The 14,972-nt window shown below is 34.7% G+C and carries 16 protein-coding genes; 3 read left to right on the top strand and 13 right to left on the bottom strand.

Annotation, left to right across the window (positions count from 1 at the left end; genetic code table 11):
• Positions 1-29: 29 nt before the first annotated feature.
• The gene (locus IAI10_RS00325; RefSeq protein WP_315671309.1) at positions 30-344 is read right to left on the bottom strand and encodes a hypothetical protein; all 315 of its coding nucleotides are present in this window, start codon (positions 342-344) and stop codon (positions 30-32) included.
• Positions 345-488: 144 nt separating this feature from the next.
• Between IAI10_RS00325 and IAI10_RS00320 the strand changes: the two genes are divergently transcribed.
• Complete coding sequence (locus tag IAI10_RS00320; protein ID WP_315671308.1) at positions 489-1,631, top strand: DEAD/DEAH box helicase; 1,143 nt, start codon at positions 489-491, stop codon at positions 1,629-1,631.
• A gap of 50 nt (positions 1,632-1,681) precedes the next feature.
• Here the strand turns inward: IAI10_RS00320 and IAI10_RS00315 are convergent, their stop codons facing one another.
• The 8 genes from IAI10_RS00315 to IAI10_RS00280 all read right to left on the bottom strand — a co-directional run bounded on the left by IAI10_RS00315 (position 1,682) and on the right by IAI10_RS00280 (position 8,178).
• Complete coding sequence (locus IAI10_RS00315; RefSeq protein WP_315671307.1) at positions 1,682-2,212, bottom strand: hypothetical protein; 531 nt, start codon at positions 2,210-2,212, stop codon at positions 1,682-1,684.
• Positions 2,213-2,686: 474 nt separating this feature from the next.
• Entirely contained in the window at positions 2,687-2,959 is a 273-nt protein-coding gene (locus IAI10_RS00310) for a CD3324 family protein (RefSeq protein ID WP_315671306.1), read from the bottom strand.
• A gap of 375 nt (positions 2,960-3,334) precedes the next feature.
• Positions 3,335-4,186, bottom strand: a complete 852-nt coding sequence (locus IAI10_RS00305; RefSeq protein WP_315671305.1) for a YfcE family phosphodiesterase — start codon at positions 4,184-4,186, stop codon at positions 3,335-3,337.
• A 124-nt stretch (positions 4,187-4,310) separates the two neighbouring features.
• Positions 4,311-5,285: an ABC transporter permease gene (locus IAI10_RS00300; protein WP_315671304.1), complete on the bottom strand. Its 975-nt coding sequence runs from the start codon at positions 5,283-5,285 to the stop codon at positions 4,311-4,313.
• Positions 5,285-6,028: an ABC transporter permease gene (locus IAI10_RS00295; protein WP_315671303.1), complete on the bottom strand. Its 744-nt coding sequence runs from the start codon at positions 6,026-6,028 to the stop codon at positions 5,285-5,287. The genes IAI10_RS00300 and IAI10_RS00295 overlap by 1 nt, the downstream gene beginning before the upstream one ends.
• 10 nt (positions 6,029-6,038) lie before the next feature.
• Entirely contained in the window at positions 6,039-6,977 is a 939-nt protein-coding gene (locus IAI10_RS00290) for an ABC transporter ATP-binding protein (RefSeq protein WP_315671302.1), read from the bottom strand.
• Between the two features lie 145 nt (positions 6,978-7,122).
• Positions 7,123-7,644, bottom strand: a complete 522-nt coding sequence (locus IAI10_RS00285; protein WP_315671301.1) for a MarR family winged helix-turn-helix transcriptional regulator — start codon at positions 7,642-7,644, stop codon at positions 7,123-7,125.
• Between the two features lie 81 nt (positions 7,645-7,725).
• Positions 7,726-8,178 carry an Lrp/AsnC family transcriptional regulator gene (locus IAI10_RS00280; protein WP_315671300.1) on the bottom strand — a complete coding sequence of 151 codons (453 nt, stop codon included), beginning with the start codon at positions 8,176-8,178 and terminating at the stop codon, positions 7,726-7,728.
• Positions 8,179-8,332: 154 nt separating this feature from the next.
• Between IAI10_RS00280 and IAI10_RS00275 the strand changes: the two genes are divergently transcribed.
• Positions 8,333-9,283, top strand: coding sequence for an L-lactate dehydrogenase (locus IAI10_RS00275; RefSeq protein ID WP_315671299.1), 951 nt, complete (start codon positions 8,333-8,335; stop codon positions 9,281-9,283).
• A gap of 36 nt (positions 9,284-9,319) precedes the next feature.
• On the opposite strand, the gene IAI10_RS00270 is transcribed toward IAI10_RS00275, so the two are convergent.
• Positions 9,320-11,281 carry a beta-L-arabinofuranosidase domain-containing protein gene (locus IAI10_RS00270; RefSeq protein WP_315671298.1) on the bottom strand — a complete coding sequence of 654 codons (1,962 nt, stop codon included), beginning with the start codon at positions 11,279-11,281 and terminating at the stop codon, positions 9,320-9,322.
• 96 nt (positions 11,282-11,377) lie between these two features.
• Here IAI10_RS00270 and IAI10_RS00265 point away from each other — a divergent pair, with 96 nt between their 5' ends.
• Entirely contained in the window at positions 11,378-12,274 is an 897-nt protein-coding gene (locus IAI10_RS00265) for an AraC family transcriptional regulator (RefSeq protein ID WP_315671297.1), read from the top strand.
• A gap of 58 nt (positions 12,275-12,332) precedes the next feature.
• Here the strand turns inward: IAI10_RS00265 and IAI10_RS00260 are convergent, their stop codons facing one another.
• Genes IAI10_RS00260 through IAI10_RS00250 form a run of 3 tightly spaced genes read right to left on the bottom strand, consistent with a single transcriptional unit; the run spans position 12,333 to position 14,966 of the window.
• Positions 12,333-13,019, bottom strand: coding sequence for a class II aldolase/adducin family protein (locus tag IAI10_RS00260; protein WP_315671296.1), 687 nt, complete (start codon positions 13,017-13,019; stop codon positions 12,333-12,335).
• Positions 13,020-13,050: 31 nt separating this feature from the next.
• Entirely contained in the window at positions 13,051-13,488 is a 438-nt protein-coding gene (locus IAI10_RS00255) for an RbsD/FucU domain-containing protein (RefSeq protein WP_315671295.1), read from the bottom strand.
• Positions 13,482-14,966, bottom strand: coding sequence for a rhamnulokinase family protein (locus IAI10_RS00250; RefSeq protein WP_315671294.1), 1,485 nt, complete (start codon positions 14,964-14,966; stop codon positions 13,482-13,484). Before IAI10_RS00250 ends, IAI10_RS00255 begins: the two co-directional genes overlap by 7 nt.
• Between the last annotated feature and the right edge of the window lie 6 nt (positions 14,967-14,972).

Raw genomic sequence — 14,972 nt, 5'->3', positions numbered from 1 at the left:
TCAAGCATAAAAAATAGTTAGTGCTAACACTAACTATTTTTTATAACAGCATCTGCACTTTTCTTTACGTATTCAGCATCTTTAAGTTTATCTTGAACCTTATTCTGCCATTCATCCTTTTTTAGTAATGAAGAAAAATCTTCATTGTATAAAGCTTTTATATCTTTACGATAAACTGTATAATTAAAATCAGTAAATTTATAATTTATTTGATTAAGATTGTCTATTAGCGCAAATACTGCAGTGGAGTTATATATTATAGCTTTTTTTAAATCGTCACTGCTCAATGGCAAGTTTTTAAATAAATTCACTAAAACTGATTTATTTATTACACTCACCTCCATAATCAATAACCCTATAGCTCAATTATGCAAAACCTTATATTTATTGTAAATAATTGTTTATATGCTATAATAATAAAATTTTTATTGTGATTTCTTATAAAATATAGTATTGTAATTACTTAAGATTATTTTAAGGAGGCAACTATGAATAACGTATTTGAAAAGCTCGGTTTAAATATAAATATTATTGAAGGCTTGAATAAGTTAGGCTTCAATACTCCCACAGAAATTCAGGAAAAAATAATACCTCTTGCCACGGCGAATAAGGATGTTGTAGGTCAATCAAAAACAGGCAGCGGAAAAACCCTAGCCTACATACTTCCAATATTTCAGAAGATAGATGCTTCTAAACGTGAAATGCAAGCCCTGATTCTTGCTCCAACCCACGAATTAGTGATGCAGGTACATAAAAATATAACTGCTTTAGCTGAAGCTTCTAAGCTAAACTTAACCTCTACCACCATCATAGGCGATGCCAATATTAACAGGCAGATAGATAAATTAAAAGAAAAGCCTCACATCATAGTAGGTACACCCGGAAGAACCTTAGAACTTATAAAACGGAAAAAAATATCTGCTCATACCATAAAAACTATAGTTATAGATGAAGCTGATAGACTTTTAGATTTTCATAACATTGAAACCGTGAAAGCTGTAATAAAAACTACTTTAAAAGAAAGACAGCTGCTGCTTTTCTCGGCTACTATGTCCGTTAAGAGCCTTACAGCTGCTAAAGACTTAATGAAGGAACCTGAGATTATAAATATAGCTTCCAAAATAGAAGTTAATCCAAATATATCTCATTACTATTTAACCTGTGATGAAAGAGACAAGGTAGAGGTTCTAAGAAAGCTTGTTCATGCAGTAAATCCAACCAAAGCTTTAGTTTTCGTAAATAAAAGTGACGACATAGAAATTATAACCTCTAAATTAAAATATCATAAGCTTAAGGCAGACAGCATTCATGGAACAAATCTAAAAGAGGATAGAAAAAAATCCCTAGAAGACTTCAGAACAGGTAAGCTTCAGCTTTTAGTTGCATCTGATATAGCTTCAAGAGGACTTGATATAAAAGGTATAACTCATGTATTTAATTTGGATCTTCCAGAGGATACAAACAGCTATCTTCACAGAGTTGGACGCTGCGGACGTGCTGGAGAAGATGGCATTGCAATCTCCTTGGTTTCTCCCAGAGAGCTTCCGCTAATAAAGCAGTACGAAAATAAATTTAAAATTGCTATAAGCCATAAAGGCTTATATAAAGGTCAGTTAGTGGATAATAAATAAAAATAAATAGGAGCTGTTTTTATTGCAGCTCCTATTTATTTAATGCACATTTATATTCCATACACCATATTTAGCCTAATTATTTCATCTATTTTCTTTGCTGTTTCCTCTGGGCTCATATGTGTATTATCCACCAATATAATATTAGGAGTTGTTTTTGAAGAATTATTTTTTAACCATTCATTAAAATGAACAGAACTCTTAATCCAATTTTCATCAGTAATACCTCGACCACATTTCATTCGGTTAATAAGTTCCTTTTCTTCAGCTACAACAGCAATATAAATTATTTCTGTGAAATACTTTCTAGTATCAAGTACCTCAAACTGTTCCGGCGTTGCACATCCACATAGAACTACAGGCATACCTATTTGAGAGATGCTGCTACAAATACGCATCCATAATTCTCGATACACCCTATAATTGTCTTCTGGTGTATCATATACATCAGACCAAAGTAAATCACTTTCCATTACAATATAATCTTCTTCCTTCTTAAATAAAATTTCACAAGCAGTAGACTTTCCTATACAGCTTGCTCCTGTAATTATAAATAACCTGTTTATTTTAGTTGGCTCCATTATAATTCCTCCAATAATTTTTATTTCAATGAATAAAAACTCCTATGTAAATTAAGCATCTACATAAATAATTTTAGCTACGTCATCACATAATTTATATAGCTATTTTGGTTATAGTTATTTAATACATAAGGCTCTGTTTTAAATCAGTGTTGATTTTTACACTGATTTAAAACTTCCTTCAGTTCGGGAGGCTATGTTTTAAAATGCTGATATTATCGTTTAAGTTCTAGAAACTCTTAGGGATTGCGACTTATAATTGGCGTAATTTTGCCCAGGACGGGCAAAGCAATTTTAGCGCCACGGAGGGCGCAATAAAATTGGTAGCCAATTATAACAAAGCAGCCCTTAGAGTTCATCCCATGGGTTCTGAAAGAAACCATGCTAGACGAAAAACGCCTTTATCAACAGTCTTTTAAAACATAGCCATACATAAAAGCTGCTCAGGAAAAATTAATCTTTCCTGAGCAGCTTTTATAGCTTTTTTTTCGTATAAACTATTTTTTTAATTGTTTCTATGGAGAGGCAATACTCTGAAGCTAAGGTCTCCATGGTTACTCCTGCATAAAATTTCTGCTTAATTTCAGAGTTCCTTGTTCTTAGCTCCAGCTTAACTCCAGAAAGTTCTCCCCATTCCTTGCGTTTATTTTCCGTTTGAGGAATATAAACCAATCCTCCGCTAATATATTTTTGAATTTCTCCTAATAATTCCTGTGGAAATATTTCCAACCCATTTTTATAATCCATTCTAACGAGCCCCTTAAAATTAAATTATTAATTTAAGGCTGCAATATCTGTCTATAACTTTATTTTCCATCAAATATTAGAATGAAAATGGCTACTGTACTTCCATGCAAATGCCACCTCTAGTTATCTCACAGACATTACATGGAATAAAGGTTTTGATGTTGTAATAAAAAATAAATTCTTCACGATTGCTACCCTCCTAAAATAATCTTTAATGCTCTATTGTTCATATCATTCTATTATACATCATAAATTACAAATCTATAGCATTTTATACAATAAATTGATTTTTAATTAATATATAAATCAAAGCATCCAATCATCGTGATATCATGATAAGTAGATAACTAGTTTTCTACTTATCTAGTCTTCAGGTTATGCTTCCTTAAACCACAGCTGATGAACCTTATCCCAAATTGAGTTAGGCACTAGCTCACAGATTTTAATGCCTTCCTTTTCGGCCATGTTATGTCCCTGATTTATAAAATCTATATTTACATTTCTGCCTGCTTTTATACTTTCCAAGGTAAGATAGCACCAGGTTTTACATTTCTCTACAATATCAGTATCATTAAAAGCTTCCTCAAAATCCTTTAAAGTATAGTCTATCTGCCGAATAGAAGCTGTCCAATGATTCTCCTTCCAAGTAAGCACTGCGTACTCAGCTGCGCTATTTTTATTAAAGGGTACACCCAGGGAGCCTGGATTTAATATTAGTTTTCCGAAAGCTTCTTTAACCCACGCCTCATGAGTATGCCCACATATTAGAACAGTTTCTTCTATGGCTTTACAAGCTTTCTCCAGCCTATCCAAATGCTTATTTGGATAGAGCTCCTCACTTATCGCTAGTGGAGAACCATGCACTACCCTTATGCTATCCGTTCCAGAAATATTAACTTTTAATTGGCTGGGCAGCTCTCCTATGTATTTTAAGTTTTCTTCTTTTAGAGTTTCATAGGTCCACAGCACCGTGGACATCTGCTTATACTTCTTCCACTCACTGCATTTTCCGTTATGATAATCCAATATATAATTTTCTCTGTTTCCTTTTATCACATAGGCATCTAAACCTCTGATTGTTTCCAGCACCTCATTAGGCTTTGGAAAATCCAAAATTTGATCTCCTGCAATTATATACTTATCAATTCCTAATTTCTCAATATCCTTCAGCGCAGCCTTAAAGGCTGAATAATTACCGTGTATATCAGATAAAACTGCAATCCTCATAGTTTCACCACCTTGTATAAGTCATATAACTTCCTTTTCATGGTTAAACTAGATTATAGCATATATCAGAATTTTTAAACAACATTAAAAAATGCTTCTGCCTGTAATTAGCGATGCCATTCAGCTAAAGCTTAATTCTTCTTTTAGAAATTAAGCTTCCTAAAAACCACAGAGCTACAATAAAAATAAGCAGATATATAAGCTCTCCCTGAAAGCTTGCTATGCTTTTATGATTTTCTATCTGCTGGCTCATGTCCATAAATGCCTTTTGAGGCAGAATGCTAGCTATAGCATCAATGATCTTGCTGTTTCCTGTAAAGGAGTAAAAGCACCCAGCTAGTACTGAGGTAATAACATAAATTCCGTTTGCAGCTAAGGAAACCTCACTGTCCAAGGCTGAAGCTATAAACAGAGCTAAAGCTGTGGATAGAGCACTTAGCATTGCAATTAAAAGAGCCATGACTCCCAGGTTAAAGCCTATATCTGCTTTAAATACTAGCTTAGTTATAGCTATGGCTGCATAAGTGGGAATAAAAAGACATACAAAAGTAAATATTCCTTGTGATAAAAGGTACAGCCTTTCGCTTACAGGAGCAGTAAGCACTCTTTTGAAGGTTTTTAAGCTTCTGTCCTCAGGATAAAGCAAGGTAATAGCAACTCCCTGCATCAATATTATCATCAAAATGAAGCCTAAAATATTTGTACCCACGCCTCTTTTATCTTGACTTCCTTCCTCACCTTTTAATATTTTACCCTGCTTAAAAAAATCCTCTATCAGTTTTTTATCCTTTTGATTTTTGATAGTGGTTACCTCATAGCTGCCATCGCTTTTTTTCTCTACAATAGCTGCGTATTTTCCTGATAGCATTGTAGAGAACTCTGGCTTATTTTGAAGCACATCAATTTTAATATTATCATTTTGAGGAATATTTTTTGCATTTTGACTCACCAAAGCAATAGTAGCCTTAAAATCCGTTTTTTGTGAAAACAAAATACCTAAGCCTATCATAATAGGAACAACTATTAATGCAATTATTATTATTGCTTTTTGAGTTAATATTCTATTAAAATGATTTTTAAATAAATTTATTACATTCATTATACGTATTCCTCCGGCTTAAAAATTAATTGACACATCAGTATGCACAGCATGGATGCAGCTAATATTCCTAATATACTGACAAGGTATATACTAAAATCTCTATCATAAATAATTTGAAAAGCACACTCTGTCACCCACTTAAGTGGAGATACATTAGATAGCTTATCCAATAATTTTCCTAGGCTTGCTGCCGAAAAAAATGTTCCACCTAAAAATGTAAATATTAAAATTGGTATCTGCATAATAGAATTAGCTGCCTGCTCGCTTTTAAAGATGCAGCAAAACAATGTCCCAAGGCAGCAACCAAAAAAGGTTAATGCATTTACTAAAAGCAGCACATAGCCTATATTTCCTCTGCCAAAATTTATGTTAAATATATATTGACCTGACAATACTATCAAACTTAAGCATAAACCTCCAAATAGGTATGCAGCCAATAATTTGGACATATATATTTCAGTCTTTGAAATTGGTGCATACATGATGCGAGTATTCCCTCGCTTAACCTTTTCCTCCATAAAACTATTGGTAGCAATCATAGCCATCATCAGCGCCATAAATATAATCATTGTAATTCCGTAATAATCATAAGAGCTTACACTGCTGGCTCCATAGCCTGAGGTAGTTATAAAGCCCATAACCGCTATCATGATTATAGGAAATATTGTCCCTGAAATAACTAGCGCAGGGTTTCTTAGTATATTAAAAAAATCAAATTTAACTATTCTTATAAAATTCATTTTACTCCTCCTAGTCTCTTAAATTTCTTCCGGTAAGCTCCAAGAACACTGTCTCCAAGGAAGCTTCCTGGCTGCTCATATTTTGAATTTTCCTGCCTTGCTTTAGTATAAGCACCATAATTTTTTCTAAACTGTCCTTGGACTTTTCGGCAGTTATAATTAAGCTCTTTTCTTCCAATTTTACTTTCTTTACTCCAATTATTTCATTAAACTCTGAAGTATTTATTCCCGTTGCTTCATTGAGAAAAAATATGTAGGTTATGTCATCATTTACCCTATGCTTTAACTCTTCTTTAGTACCTTCAGCTATAATCTTACCTTCATTCATGATTATTATGCGATCACAAATAGTTTCTACCTCTTCCATATAATGAGTGGAATATATTACAGTGGCTCCTCTTTTTTGAAGAGTTTTTATGGATTCTAAAATATGATTTCTTGATTGTGGATCTATTCCTACAGTTGGTTCATCCATTATGATAAGCTTAGGATTATGAGCAATAGCACAAGCTATATTAAGTCTTCTTTTCATTCCTCCTGAGAAGGTTTTAGGTTTATCCCCTTTCTTGTCCAGAAGTCCTACCAGCTCTAAAGCCTCCTCTACTTGTTCCTCTAGCTGCTTTCCTTTTACCCCATAAAGACTTGCAAAGAAACGAACATTTTTTTCAGCGCTAAGCTCTTCATATATAGCTAAGTCCTGAGGTACTATTCCAATTATTTTTTTTATTTTATTTACCTCTTTTGGTATTGAGTATCCTAATATACTTATCTCTCCTCGGTCAGCTGACAATATTGTAGACAAAATACTTATGGTAGTACTTTTTCCTGCTCCATTAGGTCCTAAAAGTCCAATTATCTCCCCTTCTCTAACCTGAAAATCGATGCCACCTACAGCTTTTTTATTTCCATAATTTTTCTCTAAATTCTTAACAATAACAACATTATTCATTATTATGCCTCCTAACATTTAGACAATATACTGTCTAAATATAAAATAGCATATCCCGAAGAAATAGTCAATATACTGTCTATTTTAAAAGTATAAAAAAACAGCTTTCCTTTTCTTTCGTGAATGCTGCTTTTAAAAATATATGTTATTTATTCAATAATTCATCCAAGTCTATATCCACAAATTCTTCCGCTGCAAAATTTACATTTTCTTCGAAGCCATCCTGTTCTTCACCATCAAAGCTATACAGCTTTTTAAGGAGCTTCCATAAAGTTTCTAGCTCCTCTATGCTAAACCCTTTAAACAGCATAGGAAAAAAGTCTATAGAGTTTTTTCCACATTCAATAGTTACTTTTCTACCTTCTTCTGTCAGCTTAACATTTACAGCTCGTTTATCCTTGGGACTTGAAACCGTTATTACGTAGCCTTTGTTTTCCAGTATATTTATCACCTGCTTAACACTTTGCTTTGTAGTTCCTAATTTTTTTGCTATATTATTTAAAGTGGTTTCATCCTCTGGCAAATGAAGGATTGCTATTATAGTCATCAGCTGCCTGGAAGTGAGAACAGCAAATTTCTGATCTCCTTTTACTTGAACCTTATTTACTAAAGAAAAAAGTGTGGCGTAATTTTGCTGCATTAAATAAAGCTTTCTATAATTATCCATAAAGTACCTCCTCGTCTTTTTTAGTAATTATATTGTCTTTATCATATCAAAATGAGTTAAATACATCAACCTATATAAATTCTATTTCTCTAGGCTCTTAAGCTTTGGTGAAATATGACGATAGGGCACAGGAGACTTTATAACCACAGAGGTATTTACTACTCCGTAAGGCATAAGTCTATCTATCAGTTTTCTCATGCTATCTACTCCATCTACCGCTGCCTTTATGAAATAATCTATATGACCTGTTACACGATGGCACTCCAGTATGTCTTCATCCTGCTCTATCATTTCTTCTATTAGCTCAGGGGACATCTTAAGAGAGCTTAATTGAATATATAAAATTGTATTTCTACCCACAGCCTCCAAGGACACTCTGGAAGTAAATTCTTCAATGATACCTTTTTCCTGAAGTCTAAGTATACGTTCAGCCACACTTGGTCTGCTGAGAGACAATTGTTTAGATAGCTCACTAATGGTAGCTCTCGAATTTTCTTGCAATAATTTAAGTAAAATCACATCTGATTTATCCATAGACTAACCTCTTTCAAAATGAAGTGAATAAAATTAATACTTATTCAAAATGAAAACAATATGCTTTTAACTGCTTCATTTTTTTATATAATTTTTATTTTTAATATTATATCATTATTTAAAACAAAACAAAAATACAAGGGGGCTATAAAGTATGGCAATTAGTAGAAATAAAGTTGTGGTAGTGGGCACAGGATCTGTAGGGGCTGCGGTGGCCTTTGATTTAGTAATGAATCATGTTTGTGATGATTTAGTGCTGATAGATATAAACAAGGAAAAAGCTTGGGCTGAAGCAACAGATCTGCAGCATTCACTTGGCTACAGCGGAAGCAAGATGAAGGTAACCTCTGGAGATTATAAAGATTGCAAGGATGCTGATATAGTAGTTATTGCTGCTGCTCTTCCTTATATTACAGGTCAATCTCGATTGGATATGCTGGAAAAGGCGGCTGGAATTATCAAAAGTATCGTGCCTGCTATTATGGCAAGTGGTTTTTCAGGAATTATAGTGGTAATAACCAATCCAGTAGATGTCATGTCCTATTATGTACATAAGCTTTCTGGCCTGCCAGCTAATAAAGTTATTGGTACAGGTACTGCTCTGGATTCTGCACGCCTTAAATATCACTTAGCAGATGTTATGAATGTTGATCCGCAGAGTGTTCACGCTTTATGCATGGGTGAGCATGGAGACTCTCAAGTAATTCCCTGGAGCCAGATTACAGTCGGAGGAAAGAGATTTTTGGATATACTAGAGGATAATAAGTCTCGTCTAAATAATTTCCATATAAATTCTGTAACAGAAAATATTAAAATGATAGCTTACAGAGTTGTAAACGCAAAAGGAGCAACCACTTTTGGAATAGCTGCTACTACTGTTCAAATCATTAAAGCAGTGCTTCGAGATGAAAATAAAGTAATTCCTGTATCTGCTATGCTTAATGGAGAATATGGAGAAAAAGATTTATTTATTGGGGTACCAGCAGTTTTAAATAACAATGGTGTAAAGGAATTAGTGGAATATCATTTATCTAAAAATGAAAATACAGAGCTGAAAAAATCTATAAATATCTTAAAAGAATACAATAGCAAGCTAAAATTATAAAAGAAAAGCTTTTAGCTTTTCTTTTATAATTTAATTTTAATTTTTATTTCTAATCCAAACCAGCATTTCACCTGGAGTTCTATTTCCCCATAGGTAATATGGAACAGCCTTTATTTCAGCTTCTTTGCTATTATTCTCAAAAGGACGATACAGTTCATTCTCCCAGTTTTTCTCCTCTATCCTGCTGCCTTTTGCCTTAATTACTACTGCTCCTCCAAGAAGATCTTTATCATATTCTTCTTCAAGTTTTTCGTAAGCATCAATAGAAATGGCATTAAGGTTAGAGCCATTGTCTATCTCTTCAATACAGTATACTAATGGTCCTCTTTGTATCGCTAACTTGCCTGCATCAGCTCTCACCTTTGGATTTGCCTGTATGAATTCAGCATTCATATCAAGCTTAAGCTCTATATAATCTCCATCCTTCCATGCCCGATGCAATATTGCATATCCATCTAGGATTTTTTTGCTTATGTCCATTGCCTCTCCATTAACAAATATTTCAGCTTTTCTGCACCAGCCTGGGATTCTTAGCGCCAGATTAAATTCCTTTTCTTTATCCATAGATAGCTTCATCTTAACTAAGCCTCTCCATGGGTAATCAGTTTCTTGTAAAATTGTTATATCTTCACCCTCTAACTCCATTTTAGCTTCTCCGCCAATATAGAGATGTGTATAAACTGTATTTTCACTGCTGGTATAAATATATTCTCCAAGAGAGGTTAAAAGCCTTGCTACATTAGGAGGGCAGCAAGCACAGCCAAACCATTTCTGTCTCACAGATTTTACATGTGTTCTGGAAGGATTCTTCTCAGAGGCTTCAGGCCATACCTCTAAAGGATTTACATAGAAGAAATGTCTGCCATCCTTTGACATACCGCTTACTACGGTATTATAAAGTGCCCTTTCCATAACATCAGCATAATTTCCCTTAGCTTCAATTTGAAGCATTCTGTGAGCAAAAAATATCAGTCCTATAGAGGCACAGGTTTCAGCATATACCGTATCATTAGGTAAATCATAATCAAAGCTGAAGGCTTCTCCATGATTGGTGGATCCAATTCCCCCAGTTACATACATTTGCCTGTTAACGATGTCATCCCAGAGCCTTCTGCAAGCCTTAAGGAGTTCTACATCTCCAGTTTCAGCAGCTATATCTGCCATTCCAGTACACATATATACTACTCTTACAGCATGGCCTGTAGCTTCTGTTTGCTCACGCACTGGTTTATGGGCTTGATGATAGCTCTCATCTGGCTTTGGAGTGACACCGGGCTGCCAATATGAAGTTTTTCCTCTTTTCTCCCACTCCTCTTCAAAGAAATATGGTTTTTGCCCTCTTTCATCAATAAAATATTTAGCCAGCTTTAAGTATCTATCATTACCTGTAGCTCTATACAGCTTAACTAAAGCAAGTTCTACTTCCTGATGACCGCAATATCCTCTTATTTTCCCAGGTTCAACACCAAATACAGAATCTATATAGTCAGCATAACGACACATAATATCTAGAAGTTTTCTCTTTCCTGTGCCATAATAATATGCCACCGCAGCCTCCATCATATGACCAGCACAATATAATTCATGGCAGTCCTTAAGATTGGTCCATCTCTTGCCAGGCTCCTTTATGGTGAAGTAGGTATCCAAATATCCATCAGGCTGCTGTGCCTTTTCTATTAAATCTATGGTTTTATCCGCCATTTTCTCAAGCTCTGCATCAGTATTAATTGCTAAGCTGTATCCAACTGCTTCAAGCCATTTAGCCACATCGCTGTCTTGAAATACCATTCCTCCAAACTCTCCCTGCTCCTCCCCAGCAGCAATACGAAAATTCCTTATTGCATAGCTTGGTTCAGCATCAGACACATTGTCATTAAGTGCTTCCCATTGATAAGGTATCACTACCTCTTTCACTAGCTTTTGATATTCCGACCAAAATTCATCTTTAATATTCACATTTTTTAAAGAAATGGGCTTTGAATTTTTTAATTTACTCATTTTAAATCCTCCTAACTACAATCTATACTCTTATGTTATAATGTTTTCATATAGGCAACAACTGCTGAAAAAGTATATTAGGTGGTGAAATCCGACATGAATTATTTAAAGGCTAAAATATCCACTCCCGTTAATTTTGTTGGCTGCGGGCATTTTATAGCTGAAGAAAATTGGACTCATATGAAAAGAACCAATGACAATTTTGAAATTATCATTGGCATAAAAGGCTCTGCCTTTATACAGCAGGATAATGAAAAATATGAAGTTACACCTGGTAAGGTTCTCCTTCTGCTTCCTGGGCATATTCATCAAGGCTATTACCCTTCCAACGCGGGAACCTCCTTTTATTGGCTGCACTTCTTATGCAAGGATGAGTATAGTATTCTTCAAGAAAAGGATGCCTTAATGGAATTATCCCCTCTTCCTGCAAGCCCCTATTTCAGCAAAGTAAAGGAAAGCATAGCTCTACCTGCTTTTTTCACCCTAGAAAACATAGAAAAGATAATAATACAATTTAGGCAGCTGCTTCATATAACTCAATCTAATTACTATTCAAAGCTTGCCTCAGATTATCTAACTACTTTATTGCTTATAGAACTTACCCAGGAGGTAATAGATCTTAATTTTAATGCTTTAGAGGGAAAAAATATCCATGATAAAAAATTTATAAGTATTCTCCAATGGATTAGAATGAATTTAAATAAGGATTTCTCTGTAAAAGAAATAGCTTTTAAATTTAATTTTAATGAGGATTATCTCACCAGATTATTTAAGAAATATTTAGGAGTAAGCACCTTAAAATATATTAATGGCATGAGGGTAGCTAGATCAAAGGAACTGCTCACAAAATCCGAAGAAAGCATTAAAGAAATTGCCTACCTCTGCGGTTTCAAGAGCGAAAAATATTTTATGAAGCTTTTTAAGGAATATGAGAACTTGACCCCTACTGAATTTAGAAATGCTTACTATAGAACCTATTTAAACAATATATAAATTTATTTTCCTCACAAAAATTCCTCCTACCTAAGTAAGAGGAATTTTGTAAACATTGCTATTTCTCTTTTCTATATCTTTTAAAACCTGGATGCCTCCCTGTAACCCCATATTTACCCCTCATTCCAACAAGCCTGTCTATGTTCTCCCTTGAAATTTCTTTCTCACCTCCAAGCAAATGAGCAGTTAAGCTTATCTTAGCAAATAACTCCAAGGTTTCCATCCTATAATAAGCTGTTATCAAATCAGCTCCTACTGTCAATGCGCCATGATTGGCAAGTAATAGTACATCATGTTCCTTTAAATATGGTGCAATGGCATCTGGGACTTCATAAGTAGAAGGTGTTCCATAAGGCGTAACTGGAATAGACCCAATGGCAATTACAGTTTCAATCATAGTGTAACGATCCAAATCTAAATGAGCCACTGCAAAGCCTGTAGCTGTTGGCGGATGCGCATGTACCACTGCTCCTACATCTTCTCTTTCCTTATAACATCTTAAATGCATTTTTATCTCTGAAGAAGGTTTTGCTCCAGGCTGCCCATCAATAACCTCCCCATTTTCATCTATATGAACTAATTTTTCTGGAGTGATAAAACTTTTGCTAATACCTGTAGGTGTAGCTAAAAAAGTACCATCCTGAAGCTTAAATGATACATTTCCATCATTTGCTGCCACCCAGCCCAGCTGCCACATTTTATGACAAACATCACAAATCTGTTCTCTTATTTCCATGTATTCCATAATTAATTCTCCTTTCAATTGTAGAAGCTGCTTAAAGCATTACTCCTTTTTGAAGCATTATATTTGCGTACAATGCTTTTTCACCCGTAGCTATAATGGCATAAGCCTTTTTGGCTTCTTCATAGAAAGCAAATCTTTCTATATTCCCTACAGCTTCTGCTCCTCTTTCGTCATGTTTTTTTATTATTTCCTTATAAGTATCCCATATAGGAGTCTTCACTGGATCTCCAGATACCACTTCCATTAAGTTCACTGGCTTTTCCACATAAGTATCTAGGGGAAATACAGTTAAAATAGCATCTAATAATTCTGGAATGTTATGTCCATCACAGCGAATAACAATAGCATCTTTTCCCATAGTTTCTGCTGGAAAATTTCCATCGGATATCACAATCCTATCGCTGTGTCCCATCTCGCATAAAACCTTTAAAAGCTGAGGTGATAAAATTTTAGGTATTCCTTTTAGCACTTTGTTGCCTCCTTAAACCTCTTATAGACCTTATTCCAAAGTTCTTCCTCCTCTGGGTTATAATAAATTATATTTTCAGAATTCCTTATGATTTCTCTTGCTTCCTGAATAGTATTTATTTCTTTCTTAGCCATCAGCTGAATGGCTATATTTCCAAAGACTGTAGCTTCCACAGGACCTGCTGAAACCTGACAGCCGCATGCATTAGCCGTAAACTGACACAATAAACCGCTTTGTATGCCTCCGCCTACCATATAGATAGTGCCATATTTTTTCTCCGTACATTCTTCTATCTGTTCTAAAGAAAATTTGTATTTCATAGCCAGGCTTTCATCTATACACCTTACTATTTCTCCTTCACTTTCAGGAATTTCCTGCCCTGCTTTCCTGCAATATTCTCTTATCCTTTCAGGTATATTCCCTGCTGGAACGAATAAATCATCATCCGGATCTATAAAACATTTAAAGGGCTTGGATTGCTGAGCCAATTTTTCTAATTCACTGAAGCTAAGCTCCTTTCCCTCTCTAATCCACTGCCTTCTGCTTTCCTGTATGAGCCAAAGCCCAATAATATTTTTCAGAAAAGATACCTTTCCCCCATAGGCTCCCTCATTGGTAATATTGTATTTACTTGATTTTTTATTAATAATAGGTTTCTCTAACTCCGTTCCCAAAAGTGACCAAGTTCCGCAGCTTAAAAATATGAAATCCTTATGCTCTGCTGGAACCGCTGCCAATGCGCTTTGAGTATCATGACCTGCAACAGCTATTACTTCTGAATTGGCTATCTGAAGTTCACTTATTATGTCATCTGACAAATTTCCTATAACAGTACCGCTAGGAATTATTTGAGTAAACAAGCCCTTAGGTAATTCTAAAGCCTCTATAACCTTGTGTGACCAATTTCTATTCTTAAGCTGAAAAAGCTGAGTAGTGGAGGCAATGGAATATTCAGAAGCCTTTTTACCAGTAAGAAAATAATTAATCAAATCTGGAATCAGCAACAGGGTATCAGCTCTTTCAAGCAGATACTCTCTATTTTCTTTTATGGATAAAAGCTGGAAGGCTGTATTTATCTCCATAAATTGGTTCCCAGTTATAGAATAAAACTCCTCCTTCCTAAGTTTTTTAAAGCTTTTTTCCAGCATGCCTTCAGTCCTTCTATCTCTATAATGCACTGGATTTTCCAATAGGCTTCCTTCCTTGTCTAACAGCCCAAAATCTACACCCCAGGTGTCTACACCTATGGTATCAATTTTTCCGTACTTTTTTGCCTTTACTAAGCTTTGCTTAATCTCAAACATTAATCTAAGCACATCCCAGTACATGATTCCATTTAAGATCACAGGATCATTGGAAAATCTATGAATCTCTTCAACATTGATGCTTTTTCCATCGAAAGTCCCCAGCATAGCTCTTCCGCTAGAGGCTCCAATATCAAAAGCTAATGCTTTTTTTATTAAATTTCTTCTCTCCATACAAGC

The sequence above is a fragment of the Clostridium sp. 19966 genome (assembly GCF_032335695.1).
Lineage (GTDB): Bacteria > Bacillota > Clostridia > Clostridiales > Clostridiaceae > JACTOJ01.
The sequence above is the reverse complement of the archived record's forward strand: the minus strand, read 5'-3'. Positions and strand labels throughout refer to the sequence as shown.